Origin of the sequence: Nostoc sp. (assembly GCF_036917535.1) — a bacterium.
GTDB lineage: Bacteria > Cyanobacteriota > Cyanobacteriia > Cyanobacteriales > Nostocaceae > Nostoc.
Genome location: NZ_JBALDA010000050.1, coordinates 104,812 through 126,568, shown reverse-complemented (window position 1 = coordinate 126,568; position 21,757 = coordinate 104,812). Strand labels below are relative to the sequence as shown.

The following is a 21,757-nucleotide window of genomic DNA, read 5'->3' as shown; positions in this document are numbered from 1 at the left end:
ATTCTCAGTAGAGTGTCTTATTTAAGGATTGGGCTGATTTTGATTTTTGACTATGCTATTTGCTATATGAATATTTCAATATCATATTTTTGACATTCAGATTTCAGAAGATTTGTAACTAAAACTATAATTAACAGCGATTTTTTCTAAGTAATAGTCCTTAGCATTATATTGTAGTAACAGGTAAAAAACTAGGGAATACTTCGATGTCACCACTGATTTCCATTGTCATCGTCAATTACAATCGGGAGTCTTACCTTGAAGAAGCGATCGCTAGTGTCTTAGCGCAGACATGGCAAGACTTTGAGCTACTAATTTGGGATGATGGCTCTACAGATGGCTCGGTGGCGATCGCAAACAACTATGCTCAACAAGATGGACGAGTGCGGGTAGTCCAAGCACACCATCAAGGATATACGGCGGCACTTACAGCAGCAATCAACCTAACTACTGGCACTTACATCGGTTTGGTAGACAGTGATGATATCCTAGCCCCTACCGCCCTAGTCCAAACCGCTACAGTTCTTAACTGCCATCCAGAAACAGGATTTGTTTACACCGATTACTTAAATATTGATCAAGACAGCAAAGTTATCGGTTACGGTCATCGCTGTGGCATTCCTTACTCCCAAGAAGGTCTTTTAGTAAACTTCATGACGTTTCATTTCCGCCTAATTCGGCGGTCGGTTTACGACCGGGTGGGAGGTGTTAACAAATCGTTCCGCTGTGCTCAAGATTATGACCTATGTCTGCGACTTTCAGAGGTAGCTCAAGTACGCCGCGTTCCAAAGCCACTCTACCTCTACCGAATTCATTCTCAAAGCATCTCTATTACCAAAAGAACAGAACAAATCCTCTGGTCTAAGCGGGCGATCGCTCAAGCACTTTGGCGACGCGGATTAGCAGATAAGTTACAAATCGATGTAGAATTGCCCACAGGTCGCTTTATATTGCGGCGCAAAAAATCTCTACTACACAACATCGCCGCTTCAGTCCTAGTTATTACCTCGCTGGTAAGTCCCAGATTAGCCCAAGCACAACAAATAGTTCCTGCTACCGATGGGACAAACACAATTGTTACACCAAACGGCAATCGACTTGATATCACTGGCGGCACAACTTCTAAAGATGGTGCAAACCTCTTTCACAGCTTTCAACAATTTGGGATTTCACCAGAACAAATTGCCAACTTTCAAGCCAGTCCGGCGCTGCAAAATATCCTTGGTCGAGTTACAGGCGGTAACGCCTCAGTTATCAATGGCTTAATTCAGGTGACAGGTGGCAATGCTAACCTTTTCTTGATGAATCCAGCCGGATTTATTTTTGGAACAAACGCTAGTTTAAATGTACCTGGTGCTTTTACGGTGACAACAGCTAATGGCATTGGCTTTGGCAGCAGTTGGTTTAATGCCATTGGTGTGAATGACTACAATACTTTAGTTGGAAACCCCAACGGATTTGCCTTTAGTACAAACCAGCCAGGAGCGATCGCAAATGCTGGAAATTTGATAGTAAATAGTGGGCAAAATTTGAATTTATTAGGCGGTACTGTAATCAACACCGGGCAACTTTCGGCACCGGGAGGTCAGATTACCGTTACATCAGTACCAGGACAAAATTGGGTGCGTCTCAGTCAGCCAGGAAATCTGCTGAGTCTAGAAATTCAGCCCCTCGCCTCTAGTAGCAACCAACCCAATAACTGGACAATTCCCATCGCCTCTTTACCAGAATTGCTCACAGTTGGTAACACAGGGTTAACTACCAATCCTGATGGAACTGTAAAATTGACAAACTCCAATGTCACAATTCCCACAACTTCAGGTACAACGATTGTTTCTGGGACAGTGGATGCATCAAGTCAAACAGGCGGTACGATTACTGCTTTGGGTAAACGAGTCGCGGTGATTGATGCCAATATTAACGCCTCTGGAACCAATGGCGGCGGTACTGTACTAATTGGTGGAGATTATCAAGGTAAAGGGACTTTACCCAATGCAGATCGGACTTATGTAGACTCAAAATCTGTTATTAATGCCGATAGCAATTTGAATGGAAACGGCGGACACGTGATTGTTTGGGGTAAAGATTCAACCCAATATTTTGGTAAAGTTTCGGCTCGTGGAGGAGCAAATGCTGGCAATGGTGGTTTTGTAGAAGTATCAGGCAAAAATTTCTTGACCTTCAACGGTTTGGTAGATACTTCAGCCCCTAATGGCAACTTTGGCACTTTATTGCTAGACCCCAGCACATTGACCATTATCGATGGTGGGACAGGGACATTTGATGCCACAGCAGACAATATTGCCTTTAACGATGCAGATATTGGGGCTAACACAGTTTCATGGGGTGCGATCGCAGCATCGGATGCAAATATAATAAACTTACAGACCACAGGCAATATTACCATCAATGACATCACCGGAGCTACACCTGGAGTAACTAGCGCTGCTGGTGTAGCGACATTAAACTTGGGCGGTGGTAGTTTTAACCTGACCTCACAAAACGGTTCTGTAAACTTTGTTGACCCTACCAACACAATCCAGACAACTGGAGGAGCAATAAACATTTCCGGAGCCAGTTTATTGCTGGGAAATCTCAATACAAATAGAACTATTGGGAATAGTGGCAACGTAACGTTGTTTGCAACTGGCGACATTACTGTAGGTAACATTATTACCAGCAGTCAGGGCGACTCGGCAGGTAATATTACAGTCCAAAGCACAAATGGTGGAATTACCCTAAATAACCTAGACACTAGCAATAATGGAGGGTTTTCTGGATTTGGATATGGTGGCATTATTGTTACAGATGCGGGAACAGTAAGTTTGACTGCCGCAGACAACATCTTTACAGGTACTATTAATTCCTCTTCAAATGATGCTAATAACTCAGGTAAGGGTGGCGATGTAGCTGCAACAACTACAGGCGGCAGTATCACCACAGGAGCGATTAACTCGTCTGTAGTCAAGGAAGGAGGTGGCGATTTTATCGGTACGGCTGGCGCAGTCACCTTAACTGCCAGAGATAATATCATCGTTAATGATGCCATTAACGCCTCAGCGATCGCCCTTGGAGTCGATGGTACTGGAAATGTTACAGGTGGCAACGTTACTTTACAGACTACCAATACATTTGGTAGCAATATTCGTTTTACCAACATCAACACCCAGTCCATAGCAGACGATTTTGTTGAGGGAAACACAGTTCAAGGTGGCAATGTGCAAGTCCTAACCAACGGACTGATTCAAGGAATCGGAACAGGTGAAGCAATTGCTACTGGTGGATTTTTTACTGGCGAAGGAGGTACTAACGTTCAACCTTCAGTAGGAGGTACTGTCAGAATTCGCCATGATGGTGGCCCAAACAATGTAGATTTTATCGTCGGTGATGCAAGAGTCAATGGCACGGCAGGGTCAATTAATACAGGCGACAATTCAATAATCCCTTTAAATAGCTTTCCAGTCTTGCCAAATGGTGGAGATGCTAGCGGTACTCCAATCGGCATCACCATTACATCTGTCAACACCCCGCCGACATTAACAGCAAACTCATTGCTACCCAATACCCAGACCAATCAACCAGTGACCTTAACATTCTCCAGTTTGACTCCACTGGTTCTTGATGCTAATAATGACATCACCTCCATCAAAGTTAATGTGGTGAATACAGGAAATCTGACTGTCAATGGCAATTCTGTCATCCCTGATTTTACTACCTTATTTAACGGCGATACTTTGGTGTACACACCTCCGGCAGATACTAATGGCTCACTAAATGCCTTTGTAATTAGTGCAAATGACGGCGTTTCCTCTTCTGCACCCGTACAGATAGGAATCAACGTTAGGCCAAACGACACGCCACCAAACGACACGCCACCAAACGACACGCCACCAATTGACAGGCCAGATCCTCCCCCTCGCACATTCCAGCCCAATCCAACAAGTAAACCAATTGATCCTGGCCCCAATAATCCTAAGATTGATAACCCCGTTCTGAATACCGATCCCACTCCCGAAGGCAATTTCACAGATGATTTTGCCGACCATTTAGGCATATCCACCCCTAGAATTAAAACCCTAGATGATGCCAAAGAAATTGCTCGCAAAATTGAAGAAGCTACTGGTGTGAAACCTGCATTTATTTACATCAGTTTTGTCCCTGTGGAAATTCTACCAGAGGGAAATTTAGGTAAAGCTCAAAAATTTACGAAACAGTTAAACACCATAGGAGAAAAGGATAGCGACCAACTAGAAGTAGTAGTAGTGACCGGAAAAGGCGATCCTATCCGTAAGCGCATCCCAGAAACAACCAGAACCAAAGTTCTCCAAGTAGCTCAAGAATTTCGTGACCAAATCGTTAGTCCCCAAAACCGTCGTCGCACCGGTTATTTGCGTTCATCTCAACAACTTTATCGCTGGATTATTGCACCACTAGAGGCAGATTTACAGGCCAGAGGAATTAACAATTTGGTTTTTTTACCAGACATTGGGTTACGTTCAACTCCAATGGCAGCACTTCACGATGGTAAGGGGTTTTTAGTAGAAAAATACAGTATTGGCTTGATGCCTAGTCTTAGTTTGACCAATACTCTCTATAAAGACATAAAAAAATCTCAAATTTTAGCGCTGGGGGTTTCTCAGAGTACTCAGGGACAAGAGCCTTTACCAGCAGTCCCTCTTGAGTTATCAACACTAGTATCTAAACTGTGGCAGGGCAAATTATTGTTAGATAAGCAAGCCACCTTAAAAAATCTCAAAACCATCCGCCGCCAACAACCTTTTGGAATTATTCACATGGCAACCCATGCTGATTTTGCTACTGGTGCTTTAAGTAATTCCTATATTCAACTGTGGGAAGACAAGTTACGCTTGAATCAATTACGACAGTTGCGCTTGAATGAACCTGAAGTTGAAATGCTTGTGCTGAGTGCTTGTAGAACAGCTTTAGGGGATGATGAATCCGAACTGGGATTTGCGGGTTTAGCAGTGCTGGCAGGTGTGAAAACTAGTGTTGCTAGTCTTTGGTCGGTTAATGATGCTGGCACAGCAGCGTTGATGACAAAATTTTATGACAACTTAAAGACAGCTCCGATTAAGGCAGAAGCTCTCAGACAGGCTCAGGTAGCTATGGTCAAAGGGCAAATTTATGTAAAGGATGGACAAGTGCAAGGTTTAGGAGGAGTTGGGAATTTGCCTTTACCTGCTGACAGTGCTGATGAATCACTTATGCATCCTTATTATTGGGCTGGATTTACAATGGTTGGTAATCCTTGGTGAAGGTAGGGAATATGGAATCAGAGAGCTAGGGGGAGAAAGAGATTTTTTTTGTTGCCATTAACCTAATGTGAGTTAGACGCAGAATTAGTATTACCACTAGTAACTTCAATCGAGCGACATACTTCTAGCGGATACTACGGATGAAAGATATGTCTTCTTGTAGATGAACGCTACAATCTATCAGAAAATTAAAGAAATAGTTAAATCCAGAGTGGCTTCATGAGGGGTAATTTAACACCTACACCGACATTTGACTTTGTTACCGTGCTATCCCAAGCTGCGGTTACGTATCGACAACCACAACGCATATGCCCTAATGCTGAAATATTAGTAAAGGCGTTGCTACAAGCAGAAAAAACTGCCAAGCAGCAACGGTTGACTTATCCGCTTGAGTTTCTTCTCGGTAAATGGCAACTTTGCTTTGTCACTGGCACTAAGAAAAACAAAGGTAGCGGGGGAATTGTATTAGGCAACGGTTTCTATGTACCCAAGTTTATAGCAGTCCATGTTTCCTTTAATGCCACTTTGGAACAGGATTCAGACAGAGGCGAAATTACTAATCAGGTTGAGTTTAACCCAGTTTCACTGAAGCTTACAGGCCCAGTGCAATATTTCGGTAAGAAAAATTTATTGGCCTTTGACTTTAACCAAATGATTATCAGTTTGTTTGGTCGTGTTATTTACAACAGAGCAATCCGTGCTGGTAAAGTTCAAACAGAAGATTTCTACAACCAACCTATAGCTAAACTACCTTTCTTTGGCTTCTTTTTAGTGACAGAAGATTTCATTGCAGCTCGCGGTCGTGGGGGAGGATTGGCATTTTGGATTCGAGAAACTTAAAGACGCTTGCAGTAAATCAGGCAGTCTTGCTGGAGGGAAAAGGAAAGAGGATTTGACTTATTTGTTTGATTTGTAGCAAGTGGTGCAACCTTTTTTACAAATCAAACAAATACTTCACATCATCTGCGCTAGATTACTTAGCTAGATTACTTAGGGAATGATACTCCATTTGATTGCGTGAAAAAACAAATTGATGAGATGTGGTCATACGTGGGGTCGAAATCCAATAAACAATGGATTTGGTTTGCAATTGATGCAACAACACGATAAATTGTTAGGGTACATATTGGCGATCGCTCTGGCCAATCGGCTAACTTGATTCTTCTTAATTTACAGTAACTTAAAGCCGAGGTGATTGAGAGCTTCACGCAAGCGATCGCGTCCTCTCAAAGCCTCAACAGTTGCGATGCGCTGGGCTGAGTGTTCTGACCAATCGCCAGCAATATTCATCTTTTGTTCAGTATAGAATTCTTTGATGATGTCGTTATAATGAGCGATCGCTTCTTCTTGTTCTGCCAATTTATAGGTTTCACGGTGCAGGATCGCTGACTGGGGCAACCTTGGCTTAATCGCCGCTTCTACTTCCGGATTTGGATAACCCACACATAGCCCAAATACAGCATACACAGAGGAGGGCAAATTCAATATCTGTGCTACCTCTTGCGGGCGGTTCCTGATTCCGCCAATATATACTGTTCCCAAACCGAGTGACTCGGCTGCAACTGCGGCGTTTTGTGCCGCCAATGTTGCATCTATTGTTGCCATCACAAACATTTCTAAATATTCCAGTGCATCATGAGATATGCCGCGACTGTCAGCAACGTGACTTAGACGCGCCAAATCTGCTAACCAAACTAAGAATAAAGGTACTTGCTTAATATGTGCTTGGTTTCCCGCTAGCTTGGATAACTCCTCTTTGCGCTGTTGATCTTCGACTGCTACCACACTCCAGGTTTGCAAATTTGAGGAAGTAGATGCAGATTGGGCGGCTGCAATTAGCAATTCCAGAGTTCCCGGTGGTAGAGGATCGGATAGATAAGACCGGATTGAGCGGTGAGATAATAGTGCTGTTAGCGAATTATTCCATTCAATTTTGGGGTTGAAGGGAATTTCACCGTAGCGCGATCGCAGTAATTCTGTAGGATTAGTCATAATCAATTCCAGGATTCAAAATTTAAAATACAGCAGGTGATTCATATAGGACTTACGCAAAAATCGCCAAAAAGCTTAATTTATCGAACCGCCAAGACCGCCTTTCCTTCGGAACGCTACGCGAACGCGCAGCGTCTCGTAGAGAAGAACGCCAAGAATCGTAGAGTGTGCGTAAGTCCTATCATAAATGAAGTAAAAGCGACTGGTTGAGTCGATGGCGGGTATTATCCCGCGCACCTCTCGTTTACAGCAATTTTCAGGTAAATAGACCACAGTGATTGAACCTTCTCGTAGGCATCATCTTCGGTAATGTAATTTACAGCAACAGCCATTGCAAGGCCATCGTGATTTCAGTGTGCGTGCTTCACAGGAACGGAGAAATTGCTTCAGTTTCGACCAACATAACTCTATAGGAGATAAATCTGAAGAGTAGGGGGCAAAAACTTGACTTTTGTACCGACGGACTCAATTGCAACCCTTACACGTTCGGCGTAATGAACTTTCAGGTTATCCATGACTACAATAGCCCCTTTCCACAATTGAGGTGCTAAGACTTGAGTGACATACAGCAGTTTTCAAGTAGATGAGGTACAAAATGCAGGACTCAAAAGCAAACACAAAGAGTTTCTACTTCCTTCCTCCTGCCTCCAAACCTGTAGCTTTGTACTTCATGTAAAAGAAAACTGCTGTAAATCTTATTTGTTAGCTATGTATCAGATGATGTCTGAATTCCTACCTGATTTGTCTCCTTGTCCCTTTCTTCAAGCTTTCCCTGCCACCACCGATTTTTTCAGCAAAAGTTCGACTGCTGCTTGATATTGCAGATCCGCTTCGGTGCCAATCTGTTCGCGGTTGATGGTTGGTTGGGAAATAACTTTATCCGGCTTAATACCTAGTTTGTTAATATCACGGTGTTCAGGAGTTTCATACTTAGCAATTGTGACTGCCAAGCCCGAACCATCTGATAATTCAAACAAAGATTGAATTAAGCCCTTCCCAAAGGTCGTTTCGCCTACCAACTGGGCGCGATCATTATCTTGGAGCGCGCCAGCGAGAATTTCGCTAGCACTGGCAGTTCCTTGATTCACCAAAATCACCAGAGGATCGTTCGTCAGGGCCGGTCCAAAGGCTTCAAAACTACCCTGAATACCTTGTCGGTTAACAGTGTAAACGATCGTGCCGGAGTCTAACCACAGACGGGCAATTTCAATTCCTGATTGTAATAATCCCCCAGGATTATTTCGTAAATCTAGAATGTAGGCAGCAGCACCTTTTTTTTCTAGACTAGAAATAGCGTGTGCCAATTCCGTTGAAGCGTTGGCATTAAATTGTGTAAGACGTAGGTAGCCAATGGGTGTACCCTCAGCAGAAACACGCAAATCTGAAACTACAGGGTTAAGCGCAATGCGATCGCGTGTCAGTCTAACTTCCGTTTCTGCCTCTCCGTCTCGTTCGATCAAGAGAGTCACAAGGCTGCCACTCGGCCCGCGCATTCTGGTTGCAGCTTCATCAAGGGTGAGATTTTCTATGGAAACACCTTCAATTTTGAGAATGCGATCACGTGGTCGAATCCCCGCTTTCTCTGCCGGTGAACCGGCGATAGGAGCCACTACTTCCAACTTCCCATTCTCAGGATTCAGGGCAATTTGCAATCCCACCCCAGTCAGTTCCCCAGAAGTATTGACCTGCAAGCTGCGGTACTGTTCTGGATCCAAAAAGCGGGTAAAAGGATCGTCGAGGCTCTTGAGCATCTTCCCAATTGCCTCATAAGTGGCATTTGAGTCTGCAAGTGGCTTCTCTAGAACCTTTTGCCTGACAGTCGCCCAGTTTTGATGATTAAAGGTCTCATCTAGATAAGTGCGATTAACAATTCGCCAAACTTCCGAAACCAGCTTTTGTTCCCCTGTCAAAGCCACCGCCGACTGAGTAAACGTACCCAACGCCAAGCAAAACGCCATTAACAGTGAAAATCCAACCCGAAAGACTTGTTTGTTCATGAACCCCATTATCAATTCCACCTCAACCCAAATTGTCTAGATAATGCCCACTTCCTCTGTTGTTGATGAAATCTATCTCTCGATTATGTTACTTTTTTTATAGAAGTGGTGCATTTTTCTCATCAAGTTGTTCAGTCAACTGATGCATCGTATCCACTCACCAAAGGATAAAATCACTTTGTGTCCACCATTTTGTGTATAGGGGCGTAAAGAGATCGCAATATATTCCATCTTTACAGAGTGTAAAGTTTCTGAAGTCTCTTAGCACGCCAAAAGCTGAAAAGCTTTCCTAAAAACTCCCCTTTACTAAAATCCCAAAATTACTAGTTGGGAGAGAAGTCTGAGCGATGGCTTCTGCCGATTCAGAACTTCGGGATTTATCAACCGCAACCGATTCTTAGGGACTTGAGATTGTATGGCCAACGTTTACGACTGGTTTGAGGAACGCCTAGAAATTCAGGCGCTCGCTGAAGATGTCACTAGCAAGTACGTCCCTCCCCACGTCAATATCTTTTACTGCCTAGGTGGAATTACCCTGGTTTGTTTTCTCATCCAGTTTGCTACTGGATTTGCCATGACGTTCTATTACAGGCCAACAGTTGCTGAAGCTTTCTCCTCAGTACAGTACATCATGAATGAAGTCAACTTCGGCTGGCTAATTCGCTCTATCCATCGCTGGTCTGCCAGTATGATGGTGCTGATGATGATTTTGCACGTCTTCCGGATTTACCTAACAGGTGGTTTCAAAAAGCCCCGCGAATTGACCTGGATAAGTGGTGTCATCCTGGCTGTGATCACTGTTTCCTTTGGAGTCACCGGCTATTCCCTACCTTGGGACCAAGTTGGCTACTGGGCTGTGAAAATCGTTAGCGGCGTACCAGAAGCAATTCCTGTAGTTGGCGTTCTGATTTCCGACCTGCTGCGCGGTGGTTCGAGTGTTGGTCAAGCAACATTAACTCGTTACTACAGCGCACACACATTTGTACTGCCTTGGTTAATTGCAGTCTTCATGCTGTTTCACTTCTTGATGATCCGCAAGCAAGGCATTTCCGGGCCTTTGTAATCTTTGCTATTAGCGAAAGGCAACATTTGTTAGTTTTCAGATCGAGTTGTTTGTTTTAAACTTATGAAACACAAGAAGTTAATTGCACATAAGTTCCAAAAAACAAATACTTGTATCTGAAGCCGAAAGCTGTAGAAAACCTTCAGGCAGATGACTGTAGATATAAAAACGCTGTTTCTTGCCTGTTGGTTGCCTAGTAGCTGATAGCTTTCATAAATGCTTTAATTTAACTTAAGCAGGAGAACACATTTCAAAATGTCAACACAAAAAAAACCTGACCTGAGCGATCCTCAGTTAAGAGCCAAACTCGCTAAAGGCATGGGTCACAACTACTATGGTGAACCAGCTTGGCCTAATGACTTACTTTACGTCTTTCCAATTGTGATCATGGGTTCCTTCGCTGCGATTGTAGCTCTAGCTGTGCTAGACCCCGCAATGACCGGCGAACCAGCAAATCCTTTCGCCACACCATTGGAAATTTTGCCAGAGTGGTACTTGTATCCAGTCTTCCAAATTTTGCGATCGCTTCCTAATAAACTTTTAGGAGTGTTAGCAATGGGTTCCGTACCAGTAGGTCTAATCCTCGTTCCCTTTATTGAGAACGTGAATAAGTTCCAAAACCCCTTCCGCCGTCCAGTTGCAACCACAGTATTCCTCGTTGGGACTCTTGTCACCCTGTGGCTAGGTATTGGTGCTGCTTTGCCATTGGATAAATCTTTGACCTTGGGACTATTCTAAATTAGTCACTAGAAAGTGCTTTGACGCCTGTGAGTTTCAAGAGCAGATGCAGATGTGCTTTTGAAAACAATCAACAGGCGTCAATTTTAACAAGAGAGCCAGAAGCCAAAATTCAGAATCAAATTAGCTAATAGCGCTACGCAAAACTAGTTCGCGTAGCCTACTTTTAAGCAAGCTAGCAAGAGCATCTGAATAAAAGGGTTTAAGTCCCCCCACTAAATATGCTTTTATTAGTGGTCAATAATACAGTGGGAGATGTGAATCCCCCACTGATTGCATTCTGAATTCTTCTTCATATAGTTTCAGACTGCATCTGGGATCTGAAGTTTTGGATGGAAAATCTATTCCAAAATCTCAAATCATCAAAAGTCAACAAATACAAACATTTCTTACTTAACGTAAGTTGCTAGTTACAACCCTCAAACTGCCAAAATCATTCATGTTTTGTATTTTGGTACACAGAATATGTCAATTTAGATTTTTTGATGCGAGAGAAATTTTGCGAACAGCGCAGAATTTAATAACTAGCAACTTGGGTTTACTTATATTCAACTCACAGTTAATGCTTAGTATAGTGCAGCAAGACCATCTGACTGTTAAGAGCGAACTCAGGCTCTTAAACCAGGTGCAAGAATGGTTTGAGCAATTTTGTCTGCAACACTTGTCTCAACTTGGCTGGTCAAAAACCCAACTCGATCGCCTCAATTTAGCATTAGCAGAAGGTTTTACCAACGCTGTTCGTCACGCTCATCATGCTTTACCCCCGGAAACAACCATTGAGATTAACGTTTATCTGTGGATTGACCGACTAGAGATTAGAATTTGGGATTACGGAAAACCTTTCAATCCTGATGCGATCGCAGAGCCAGCCCCAGGTACTCTGCAAGTCGGTGGATATGGATGGTTTCTCCTCCGGCGGTTGGCTGACCGGGTTGTATACGAACGTGGTGCGGATGGTAGAAATTGCTTGCTCATTGTCAAATACTCTGTAGAAGCACAAAAGTAACAGTGAAATAGTCAAGGATAAAGGAAGGTAAGAATACTTCTGATGTCAATTTTGGCTTGTGAGTGGAGTGGAGCGTAGGGAAGTAATACCAACAAAAAACGAGGGCTTGTCTTCTCTACAACGCTCTCTTGCTAACTCGATGGTACTTAGGAGTCAACCAAATAAAACTTCTTATATAGTCGTCACCAAGCTAACAAAAATTTTGCTCAAAATTGAGCCACTCACTTTAAAATAGAGCAGTTTTGGCTGAAATACATAGTTATTTGATTGATAAAAGTATACTCCTTTTTCAATATTATTTGAATAGGAGTAATATGTTTTTTACGTGAAATTGCTTATTCATTATGATTTTTTTGTAAAATCTCAAATAAGATTTTTGTATAAAAAGAATTAGTGAATATAGTAAAAATAGCATTCGAGTTACACAAGCTCCCTTGTTAAGATTTGTCAGCAGTGTTGAGAGTCTTAATGTTTGTTCTCCAACAAGTGCTATTTAGTGCTTAAAGAGATAGACAGAATAGGGGACAAAATATGACTAAGACAGCCCTAATTACAGGAATTACTGGTCAAGATGGCTACTATCTCAGTCATTTGCTCCTCAACCGTGGTTATCGAGTTGTTGGATTAGTACCCCCACATCGACAACCTAATTTGACAAAACTGGGAATACTGGCAAATCAGGTAGAAATTTTTACGGTTGACTTGAGGGACAATGCAGCGCTGTTGACCGCAGTTGAACAACTGCGTCCCCAAGAAATTTATAATTTGGCGGCTCCCAGTTTTGTACCCGACTCTTGGAACGACCCATTGGGAACCCTGGATTTAATAACTGGTACAGCTACTAGGCTCTTGGAAGCAGTACGAAAAGTTGGTTTGTCTACCAGATTTTATCAAGCCAGTAGTTCAGAAATGTTTGGCGATGTATTCCTCTCGCCTCAAGATGAGGAAACCGCTTTTCGTCCTAAAAATCCTTATGCTGCGGCTAAAATGCACGCCCACTGGACGATGGTGCATCACAGACAGCGTTATGGACTATTTGCCTGTAGTGGAATTTTATATAATCACGAGTCTCCTCTACGCGCACCTTTGTTTGTCACACGCAAAGTTTCTTTGGCGGCTGCATCAATTAAATTGGGTTTAACTGACACCTTAGAAATGGGTAATCTCGATGCCAAACGTGATTGGGGTTTTGCAGGTGATTATGTAGAGGCCATGTGGCTAATGTTGCAAATTGATCAGCCAGAAGAATATGTGATTGGCACTGGTAAACTGCATAGTGTTAGGGATTTAGTTGCCACAGCCTTTGAGTCTGTCGGATTGGATTGGACAAACTATGTAGTATTAAATACTAGCTTGTTGCGACAAGACGAGCATTTTCAACTAGTAGCTGACCCCAGCAAAGCTAAAAGAAACCTTGGCTGGGAACCCCAAGTAAGCTTTGAGGAACTTTTAGAAAAAATGGTAAAAACAGATTTGGAGCGATTACAAAGCGGTGCGCTCGCACCCTTACCGCGAGTGTAAATAATCTAAGATGCAAATCACTACAGTGACAAAAAACCTAAATTTAGGTGATAAAATTAACAAAAAAACTAACCATGTCTTCGTGTTTTTAGAAATTTTTGCTCACGAAGGTGGTATTCAATCGTATATAAAAGATATTTTTCGCGCCTATCTGGGATTGAGCCAAGACTACAAGGCAGAAGTTTTTTTACTGCGAGATAGTGCTGATAGCTTGAATCCGTTTGAAGACGAGAACTTAAAATTTCATTACTTTAAAAATCAGTCTCCCTATTTGGGGAGATTGCAAATGGCAGCGGCTTTACTGAAGTGTCTGTTGCAGAGCCGTCCGCAGCAGGTTTTCTGCGGTCACATTAACTTAGTAGTATTAACCCAAACACTTTGTCAGCCCTTGGGGATTCCTTACACTGTGCTAACTTACGGCAAAGAAGTCTGGGAACCGTTGAAAAATCAGGAACGTCGCGCCCTGACATCAGCAGATAGAATTTGGACAATTAGTCGCTACAGCCGCGATCGCGCTTGTATTGCCAATAGTCTAAACCCAAAAATGGTACAGATGCTGCCTTGTGCAATTGATGCGGACAAATTTACTCCTGGTTCCAAACAAGCAGAATTAGTCCAGAAGTATGGCTTAACTGATGCGAAAGTGTTAATGACAGTAGCACGGTTATGGTCAGGAGATATTTACAAGGGTGTAGATGTCACGATTCGGGCATTACCACAAATCGCTCAGGTTTTCCCAGAAGTGAAATATTTGGTAATTGGTCGCGGCGATGACCAACCGCGATTAGCTCAACTTGCTGCATATTTAGGTGTGAGCGATCGCGTTGTGTTTGCTGGTTTCGTTGCCACAGAAGAATTAATGGAACATTACCGCCTTGCTGACGCCTATATTATGCCTTCGCAAGAAGGCTTTGGCATAGTTTATCTAGAAGCAATGGCTTGTGGAGTACCTGTATTATCCGGTGACAACGATGGTTCTGCTGACCCCTTGCAGGATGGTAAACTGGGATGGCGAGTACCACACCGCAGTCCTGATGCTGTAGCAGCAGCTTGTATAGAAATGCTTCAAGGGGATGACCAGCGATGTGATGGAGAGTGGCTGCGAGAACAGGCGATCGCTTTGTTTGGCATAAATGCCTTCCAACAGCACTTGCAAAAAATGCTGCTATCCTCAGTAATAAAGCGCATTTGAGTTCAAATAACAAATAACAAATGACTCATAAACTGAGTCATAAACTAATGACTAAAATCGCTATCCTAGAAGGAGAGCAGAACGATATTTAAAAAATGAGCTTTAAGTCATTTCAATTGAATCTTTTAAATCTCCGCCCTTGGCTCACCCTGCTGGCAGTTATTTGGTTGCTAGCATCAGTGGGCTTGGGTTGGTTGGTTAATTCATTGTTAATTATTTTCGGGTTGCTGTTGTTGGCACCTATTGTGGCTTTTTTTGGCTTTCGCTGGTGGCTGCAACGCAACTTGGTTGCCGATGGGTGTCCCGTCTGTGGATATGAATTTACAGGTTTAAATAACAGTCAGTTGCAATGTCCTAACTGTAAGGAGTTACTGTTAGTACAAAATAGTCATTTTCAGCGCTTCACACCAGAAGGCACAATTGATGTCACTGCTGTCGAAGTTCCAGCCAAATCACTGGAAGAATAGTCATTAGTCATTTGTCCTTTGCTAATGACTAATGACAACTATTTATTTTTTTGCGAGATTGAAAGGGTGTAAGTATACTGTTGCAGGGATAGTTCGCCTACATACAGCGAGTATTTTCCTGCCTGCCAATAACCAGAAAGTTCTGACTTACCTCCAGAATAACTATCTGCTAGGACACAAAATCGTCCCCCAGGCCCGTCGATCAGCAGTGTTGGCTTCCCTTTACTTTCTACTGTTAATCGCAAATAAGGTAGTGACTCTGTAACTTGGATAACTTGATTAGGTTCACTGGTAATATTGCCACAATTACTTTTAACAGTTCCCCCTGACTTTCCGTTCAAAATCAACGGATCTGGTTGGGAATTCCGATTAATTTGGATTGTTGGTGTCTGTGCCAAATTAGCCTCAGTGAAAACCAAACTCATCGCCAAAGCTGTGGGAATAATTGCAAGTAGCCTAAGCGTCTTCATTTTAATTAATGCTCCAGATTTTTTTAGAGCAATATTGTTATACAGTCTGATCTATATAGACGACAGCAATCCGTCTTAGTTCCCAAAGCAGCCGTATAAAGCAATACCAGTTCGTTAAGGATTATTTGTGAAGATTTAATAGGTATATATCTGTAGAGATGTTGCATTGCAACGTCTCTACAATTGATGTCTGGAAGGCAACAAAAAAAACATAATTTTTCCCTGTCCAGAAAGGTCTTGCACTCACAGACATTAGCTAAAATCACTAAGACAACCATCAAAAATAGAATTTGCTTGGTCTATTGTTGAATAAGTATGCTAATGAGGTAGGAAAGATTGATGAATCCTCAACCAGAAGAAGACTTACAGCGTCGCCTCGATAAACTAGAGGCAGAGATTAATTCCCCGCCTGGGGTAGTTTCACGAGAACAAAAACAAACGCCTCAGTCTGTTTTTGCCAGCTTCAACTTGCAACTAGAGCGATTTCAGATTTGGTTCAACAGCTTATCTGGTGTGAAAAAGCTGGTAGTTTCGGGTGTGACGGTACTAGTAGGCTTGGCGATACTGCAAGCAGTATTTAAACTAGTTGCATCTGTAATCAGTCTGGCGCTTTTGGCAGTGTTAGTGTATGTTGGATACAAATTTTTTGTGTCTGGTAGCTTTCAACGCAAGCAATAAGTTGATATGCATTTACTTTGCACTCTGCCTGGAGTTATGAGAATCAGGAGCCAGAATACAAACGGCTCCTGACTCTCATAACTCCTGAATTCTATTTCAATATGCTTTTCTTTTTGCTGATTAGCTTAGTCTATTTTAATTGTGCCGATCGCGGCGTAAAAATAATATCAAAGGAAACTATACGATGACGTCACCAATTGTCAGGAGAACTAGTAATCAATCTGGTCAGTCAAAAAAATCGGAAAGAGCCAATTCGCTACTGCTAGCAAGTAGACGTTTTGCTGCTTGGGCGGCTGAAATCACACTAGTGGTTACTAGTGGGTTGATTCCCTTTGGCATTGGTGTCTATGCCAATTCTAGAAGCGATCTCAACCGAGTGCCGCTTAATCCCGTACTGGTAGTCACAGAAAGAGCGATCGCCAGACCCCTAGCTCTACCTGTGAGCTATGGCATCCGTAACGTAGCATGGCCGACTAATATTTTGTGGACAATCGCCTTGTTAGCGCCTGTAACTCTTTCGTGGTGGCAATTGTATTTACTAGCTAAGACTGGTAGCACAATTGGGAAACGTTGGTTAAAAGTGCAGGTTGTCAACGAGCAAGGGAAGCCACCTGGATTGGGGGCAGTTGTGATTAGAGAAGGCGTTGGGCGTTGGACTGTACCCATTTCCATCGCCTATCTGCTGTGGCGATACAGCTTTGCTTTTCCAAATTTAGGATTATTCACATTTTTGTCTTTATTAATGATTGTGGGTGAAGGGATAGGCTTACCGTCGCGTCGGGGGCGTCGCGCACTACACGATCAACTTGCGGGTACTTATACCATTGATGCAGCAGTTTTAGCTAGCAACAGACAAGCTCAGTCTGCTGACGGTAATGAAGAAGTAGAAGAATGGCAGGAGGGTGAAGAATTAGCGACAGATCAAACCAGCCAGTCGCCTAATTTGTGGCGGCGGATACAGCAAAATCCCAATCTGACTTTGTTTGGGGTAGGGCTGACGAGTATGACTGCTGTGCTGGCAACTTTAATTGGCACTCAAGTTTATATCCAAATTCAGCAATCCCAGCGAGCAACCAAGCAAATCAATAGCCAACAATTCCTCGAACTCGTCAAACAATTGACTCCCAACTCTGGGGCGACTAATGAGCAACGTCAAAGTGCAATTCTGGCTATGGGTGGTCTTAATGACTCAGAGTCCATCAAATTTCTAGCGAATCTCTTGGTTAGTGAAACTAACCCCAGCCTTCTGGATACGATTCAACAAGCTTTGACAACTGTCGGTCCCCAAGCTATCCCGGAACTCAAAAATAAGAATCAGTTTTTGGTCAGTGAACTGGAATCTGTAGGTAGCACTGCAACCAAAGAGCGTGAATTACGGCAAGGGCGGCTACAAAGAAACCAGCGGACAATCAACAAGATTCTCTCTGTTTACAGCGGTAAAAAAATCGAGGGTGTTGACCTTAGTAGAACCCAATTAGGTCAAAGCGGTAGTTCAGGAAGTTCCTTGTTCAACTTAGTATTGGACAATCTTGATTTATCAGGAGTTAAGTTTAAATCTGCAAATCTTAACCAAGCCAGCTTTAAGGGTACCCGCTTTCGGAGTGTGGGTGAGGATGGACGCTGGGATACCTACGACGATGTAATGGCTGATTTAAGCCAAGCTCAGTTGCAGCAAGCCAATCTCACTGATGCTAACCTCAGTCGCGTCTTGATGAACCGAATCGATTTGAGTCGCGCCACTCTTAACAGAGCCAACTTATCCAACGCGCGTCTATATGATGCTAAACTCAACAGCACCCAACTAGTAGGAGCCGATCTGCGAAATGCAGTTTTGGAAAAAGCCAGCTTGACTGGGGCAGATTTAGGCGATGCCAAATTGAACGAAGCCAATCTGTATGCAGCGCGTTTAGGTCGCGCCACTGCTATAGGAACGCAATTATCTTTTGCCAACTTAACTAACACTGATTGGCAAGGGGCAGATTTATCAGGAGCTTATTTGGATCGTGCTAATCTTAGCAATGCTAACCTTAGTGCTACTCGTTTAACTGGTGCTGTTTTACGTTCTGCCCAAATGGAAAACGTCAACTTGCAAAATGCTGACCTGAGCCTTGCAGATTTACGAGGGGCAAATGTCGCTGGAGCAGATTTTAAGGGGGCAATTCTTGCTCCTAGCAAACAAGATCCAGCAGATCAATTTGTCCAAACCCCAGATTTAGGCTCATTATCTGCTGTAATCCAAGGGGTTGATTTTTCTCAAGCCAAAAATTTAGATGCCAAGCAACTAGCGTACATTTGTACTCAAGGAGGCATTCATCCCCGTTGCCCGTAGAATGGAGGGAGCAGAGAGGATCAGGGAAATGAAGAGACAAAAAGACAAGGGAGACAAGGGGGAATTATTAAATAAATCTCTTCCTGGTCTTCCCCCTCTTCCTTGTCTACTCTGTCTCTTTTCAATGCCCAATGCCTCATGCCCCATGCCCAATGACAAATGACAAATGACAAATTGGTGTGAGGAGTTGGTTATGAAATATATTCCATCTTTGGTTTCAGTTTTGGGGGCTGGTTTGGTCTTGAGTCTGGCGAGTACTAAACCAGCACAAGCTCAAGTAGCTTATGGCAGTTATATCGGTATTGGCCCCACTATTGGTTTTACCGATGGTATCCAATTTGGGGGGGTGATTGCAGGGCGCTACAAGCTTTTGGAAGCACCACTTTCACTGCGTGCCCAAGTATTAATTGGTAGTAATACGGCTGTTGTACCAACGGTTTCTTACGATTTACCCCTCAACTGGCAGGCTGATGCCTACCTGGGCGCGGGATTAGTTTTAGCTGGTGGTGGTGATTCTTCTCCTGTAGGTGACAAAATTAGTTTTGCCTTACAACCGGGCATTGATTATATGATTCCAAATAGCAATACTGTCCTTTTTGGCAATGCTATTATTGCTTTTGATGCCTACCGAGATAGCAGTGGTACAGCTATCTCTGTACAAGGTGGCGTTGGTTTGAGATTTTAAGGGGCACGCTATCCCTCAGAAGCGTTAAACTTCATTGCAAATCAAGAAGTTAGTCCAAACAACGTGATAGTTTTTGGTCATGAAGAGAGACAGCACAGGATTAACACAGGAGAACACAGTGGCAATGGAATCAAATTTATTAACACATGCCGACGCAGATGAATTGAATCAAGATTTCAGTGAATATGTTGCCAATCTGCAACTTCACATGACTCTGCAAGCTCGCAATCTTGTTCCAACGCTAAAGCAAACACTGGTAGATAGTCGCCACCAATTACTCCATCAAACCCAAGCCCACTTTGAAAAGCTAGTTTCTCGGCAAGGGTTATAAATATATACAAATTTTCATCAAAATTCAAATAAAATAAGGGCAGATGTTGTTGGGTCAATATCAATGGTATTCTCACAAAGTCTGCTTTTTCTGCTTTTTAAGTATTAAGTTACTAAAATCACCCTTTTGGCACAATAGTAGAGAGCAGAAACTAGTTAAGATTATTGCAGCAGTTCGTTCTTTTGAAGAGCAGTTAGTTAAGGCTACATGGCGGCTCGAATAAAAATGACTTCATTACTTCCCAGAAACCTCAGCGTTGTTATCCGACCAGTCCAATACCGGGATCTGGACGGAATTGAGCGCATAACTCAAGAGTCATTCGCAGCCCTTACTCCGAAGGGAGCAGGTTTTGCCATCAGCCAGATGCAAAGGCTGCGTCGCTGGTATGGATTACTCAAATTTTTAAGTTGGTTTCCTAACCCGCTACAGTATCGCCTCTGTGCTTATGTCGCAGAGCAAGGACGGATACTTTTAGGGATGGTTCAAGTGTCACCCTTTAACCGGACACGCAGCACTTGGCGGATCGATCAAGTGTTACTAGAACGTGGTGTCGATAAACAAGGAATTGGTTCGCAACTTTTGCGTCATTGCTTTGAGTCGATTTTAGAAGCTCGCACTTGGCTACTAGAAGTTAACATCAATGACATAGAGGCGCTGGCATTATATCGGCAAAATGGATTCCAGCGTCTGGCAGAAATGACATACTGGGAAATAGGTCCAGAATTACTGGCTGAATTGGCGCAAGCAGAGCCAGACTTGCCCAACCTCTTGCCTGTGAGTAATGCTGATGCCCAGTTGCTATATCAATTAGATACGGCATCGATGCCACCTCTGGTGCGTCAGGTTTTTGATCGCAATACCCGCGATTTTAAAACCAGCTTGTTCGGTGCTTTAACTGATGCAGTCAAGCAATGGCTGACCAAAACAGAAGTAGTCAGTGGTTATGTATTTGAACCGCAACGCAAAGCTGCGATCGGCTATTTTCAGGTGCAACTTGATCGCAAGGGTGAAGTTCCCCATGCTGCAACGCTGACAGTTCATCCTGCTTACACTTGGCTTTATCCAGAATTATTATCTCAACTGGCTCGTATAGCCCAAGATTTTCCCCAGCAAGGGTTACAACTAGCATCCTCAGACTATCAGGCAGAACGAGAAGAATATTTAGAGCGAATTGGAGCAAAACGCATAGAACATACATTAGTGATGTCTCGCTCTGTATGGCACAAGCTACGAGAGTCGAAATTCGTCTCCTTAGAAGGAATGCAGTGGACTGATATGCTGCAAGGTTTACAACCGACTCGTAAACCTATACCAGGTGGGATGTCATGGATACAACCAGGAAAGTTGCCATCGTCAGATAAACCTCTGCCAAGCAAGCCAGAACCGATTAACTTTTCGGTAAAAAATCCTAGCATAGAAACATCGCCGATTGCTGAATCAGCAGATGGACAGCAGGAGAAGTAGTGTGATATCCCAAGAGCAACCAAAACCGTTTATTTCCGCATTGGGACTAGATTTTGGTCGCAAACGGATTGGTGTGGCTGGGTGCGATCGCACGGGTTTAATTGCCACGGGTATCACCACAATTGAGCGCACATCTTTTGAGCAGGATGTCAAGCAAATCCGACAAATCGTTAATGAACGTGAGGTGCAAGTTCTAGTTATGGGCTTACCTTATTCAATGGATGGCTCACTAGGATTTCAGGCTCGTCAAGTTCAGAAATTTACTACAAGACTTGCTAAAGCACTAAACTTGCCTGTGGAATATATAGATGAGCGATTAACTTCATTTCAAGCAGAGCAACTGCTGATAGCTGAAAACCGCTCCCCATCACGCCATAAAGGTTTAATTGACCGCAAGGCAGCGGCTTTAATTTTGCAACAATGGCTGGATATCAAGCGTGCCAACTCCCGCAGCTCAGTTGCGGCTATTGAATATTGATACCTTTTAACATGATATTCTAAAAACGATTAGCCAGCAGTTGTATCTACGTATAAAGCTATTTGTTTGG

Annotated in this window: 19 protein-coding genes; 15 read left to right on the top strand and 4 right to left on the bottom strand. The window is 43.2% G+C overall.

Annotated features, from left to right (window positions below; translation table 11 throughout):
- Window positions 1-206 precede the first annotated feature (206 nt).
- The 3 genes from V7K56_RS16670 (at window position 207) to V7K56_RS16660 (ending at window position 6,386) form a co-directional block, all read left to right on the top strand.
- Window positions 207-5,276: a CHAT domain-containing protein gene (locus V7K56_RS16670; protein ID WP_334911984.1), complete on the top strand. Its 5,070-nt coding sequence runs from the start codon at window positions 207-209 to the stop codon at window positions 5,274-5,276.
- Between the two features lie 219 nt (window positions 5,277-5,495).
- Complete coding sequence (locus V7K56_RS16665) at window positions 5,496-6,116, top strand: hypothetical protein (RefSeq protein WP_334911983.1); 621 nt, start codon at window positions 5,496-5,498, stop codon at window positions 6,114-6,116.
- Between the two features lie 177 nt (window positions 6,117-6,293).
- Window positions 6,294-6,386, top strand: coding sequence for an IS1 family transposase (locus tag V7K56_RS16660; protein ID WP_334911982.1), 93 nt, complete (start codon window positions 6,294-6,296; stop codon window positions 6,384-6,386).
- Between the two features lie 60 nt (window positions 6,387-6,446).
- Here V7K56_RS16660 and V7K56_RS16655 read toward each other — a convergent pair whose 3' ends face one another.
- From V7K56_RS16655 to ctpA, 3 genes are all read right to left on the bottom strand, one after another.
- On the bottom strand, window positions 6,447-7,268 hold the full coding sequence (locus V7K56_RS16655; RefSeq protein ID WP_334911981.1) for an NADPH-dependent oxidoreductase: 822 nt from the start codon (window positions 7,266-7,268) through the stop codon (window positions 6,447-6,449).
- Window positions 7,269-7,675: 407 nt separating this feature from the next.
- Window positions 7,676-7,837: a transposase gene (locus tag V7K56_RS37105; RefSeq protein WP_442940071.1), complete on the bottom strand. Its 162-nt coding sequence runs from the start codon at window positions 7,835-7,837 to the stop codon at window positions 7,676-7,678.
- Window positions 7,838-8,029: 192 nt separating this feature from the next.
- A complete protein-coding gene (gene ctpA, locus V7K56_RS16650) occupies window positions 8,030-9,274 on the bottom strand; it encodes a carboxyl-terminal processing protease CtpA (protein ID WP_334911980.1) in 1,245 nt (414 codons plus the stop codon).
- A gap of 406 nt (window positions 9,275-9,680) precedes the next feature.
- Here ctpA and petB point away from each other — a divergent pair, with 406 nt between their 5' ends.
- The 6 genes from petB to V7K56_RS16620 all read left to right on the top strand — a co-directional run bounded on the left by petB (window position 9,681) and on the right by V7K56_RS16620 (window position 15,252).
- Window positions 9,681-10,328, top strand: coding sequence for a cytochrome b6 (gene petB, locus V7K56_RS16645; protein ID WP_334811263.1), 648 nt, complete (start codon window positions 9,681-9,683; stop codon window positions 10,326-10,328).
- A gap of 255 nt (window positions 10,329-10,583) precedes the next feature.
- Window positions 10,584-11,066, top strand: coding sequence for a cytochrome b6-f complex subunit IV (gene petD / locus V7K56_RS16640; protein ID WP_094352635.1), 483 nt, complete (start codon window positions 10,584-10,586; stop codon window positions 11,064-11,066).
- 562 nt (window positions 11,067-11,628) lie between these two features.
- A complete protein-coding gene (locus V7K56_RS16635; protein ID WP_292744744.1) occupies window positions 11,629-12,072 on the top strand; it encodes an ATP-binding protein in 444 nt (147 codons plus the stop codon).
- Window positions 12,073-12,603: 531 nt separating this feature from the next.
- A complete protein-coding gene (locus tag V7K56_RS16630) occupies window positions 12,604-13,593 on the top strand; it encodes a GDP-mannose 4,6-dehydratase (RefSeq protein WP_334911979.1) in 990 nt (329 codons plus the stop codon).
- A 10-nt stretch (window positions 13,594-13,603) separates the two neighbouring features.
- Window positions 13,604-14,785, top strand: coding sequence for a glycosyltransferase (locus tag V7K56_RS16625; protein ID WP_334911978.1), 1,182 nt, complete (start codon window positions 13,604-13,606; stop codon window positions 14,783-14,785).
- Window positions 14,786-14,880: 95 nt separating this feature from the next.
- Window positions 14,881-15,252 carry a hypothetical protein gene (locus V7K56_RS16620; RefSeq protein ID WP_334911977.1) on the top strand — a complete coding sequence of 124 codons (372 nt, stop codon included), beginning with the start codon at window positions 14,881-14,883 and terminating at the stop codon, window positions 15,250-15,252.
- 38 nt (window positions 15,253-15,290) lie between these two features.
- Here the strand turns inward: V7K56_RS16620 and V7K56_RS16615 are convergent, their stop codons facing one another.
- Window positions 15,291-15,722 carry a hypothetical protein gene (locus V7K56_RS16615; protein WP_334911976.1) on the bottom strand — a complete coding sequence of 144 codons (432 nt, stop codon included), beginning with the start codon at window positions 15,720-15,722 and terminating at the stop codon, window positions 15,291-15,293.
- A gap of 339 nt (window positions 15,723-16,061) precedes the next feature.
- Here V7K56_RS16615 and V7K56_RS16610 point away from each other — a divergent pair, with 339 nt between their 5' ends.
- The 6 genes from V7K56_RS16610 to ruvX all read left to right on the top strand — a co-directional run bounded on the left by V7K56_RS16610 (window position 16,062) and on the right by ruvX (window position 21,687).
- On the top strand, window positions 16,062-16,400 hold the full coding sequence (locus V7K56_RS16610) for a hypothetical protein (RefSeq protein WP_334911975.1): 339 nt from the start codon (window positions 16,062-16,064) through the stop codon (window positions 16,398-16,400).
- Between the two features lie 184 nt (window positions 16,401-16,584).
- Window positions 16,585-18,729 carry a pentapeptide repeat-containing protein gene (locus V7K56_RS16605; protein ID WP_334911974.1) on the top strand — a complete coding sequence of 715 codons (2,145 nt, stop codon included), beginning with the start codon at window positions 16,585-16,587 and terminating at the stop codon, window positions 18,727-18,729.
- Window positions 18,730-18,922: 193 nt separating this feature from the next.
- Complete coding sequence (locus tag V7K56_RS16600) at window positions 18,923-19,414, top strand: hypothetical protein (protein ID WP_334911973.1); 492 nt, start codon at window positions 18,923-18,925, stop codon at window positions 19,412-19,414.
- A gap of 124 nt (window positions 19,415-19,538) precedes the next feature.
- On the top strand, window positions 19,539-19,745 hold the full coding sequence (locus V7K56_RS16595) for a hypothetical protein (protein WP_334912015.1): 207 nt from the start codon (window positions 19,539-19,541) through the stop codon (window positions 19,743-19,745).
- A 207-nt stretch (window positions 19,746-19,952) separates the two neighbouring features.
- Window positions 19,953-21,209, top strand: a complete 1,257-nt coding sequence (locus V7K56_RS16590; RefSeq protein ID WP_334911972.1) for a GNAT family N-acetyltransferase — start codon at window positions 19,953-19,955, stop codon at window positions 21,207-21,209.
- Window position 21,210: 1 nt separating this feature from the next.
- Window positions 21,211-21,687: a Holliday junction resolvase RuvX gene (ruvX, locus tag V7K56_RS16585; RefSeq protein ID WP_442940066.1), complete on the top strand. Its 477-nt coding sequence runs from the start codon at window positions 21,211-21,213 to the stop codon at window positions 21,685-21,687.
- Window positions 21,688-21,757 lie beyond the last annotated feature (70 nt).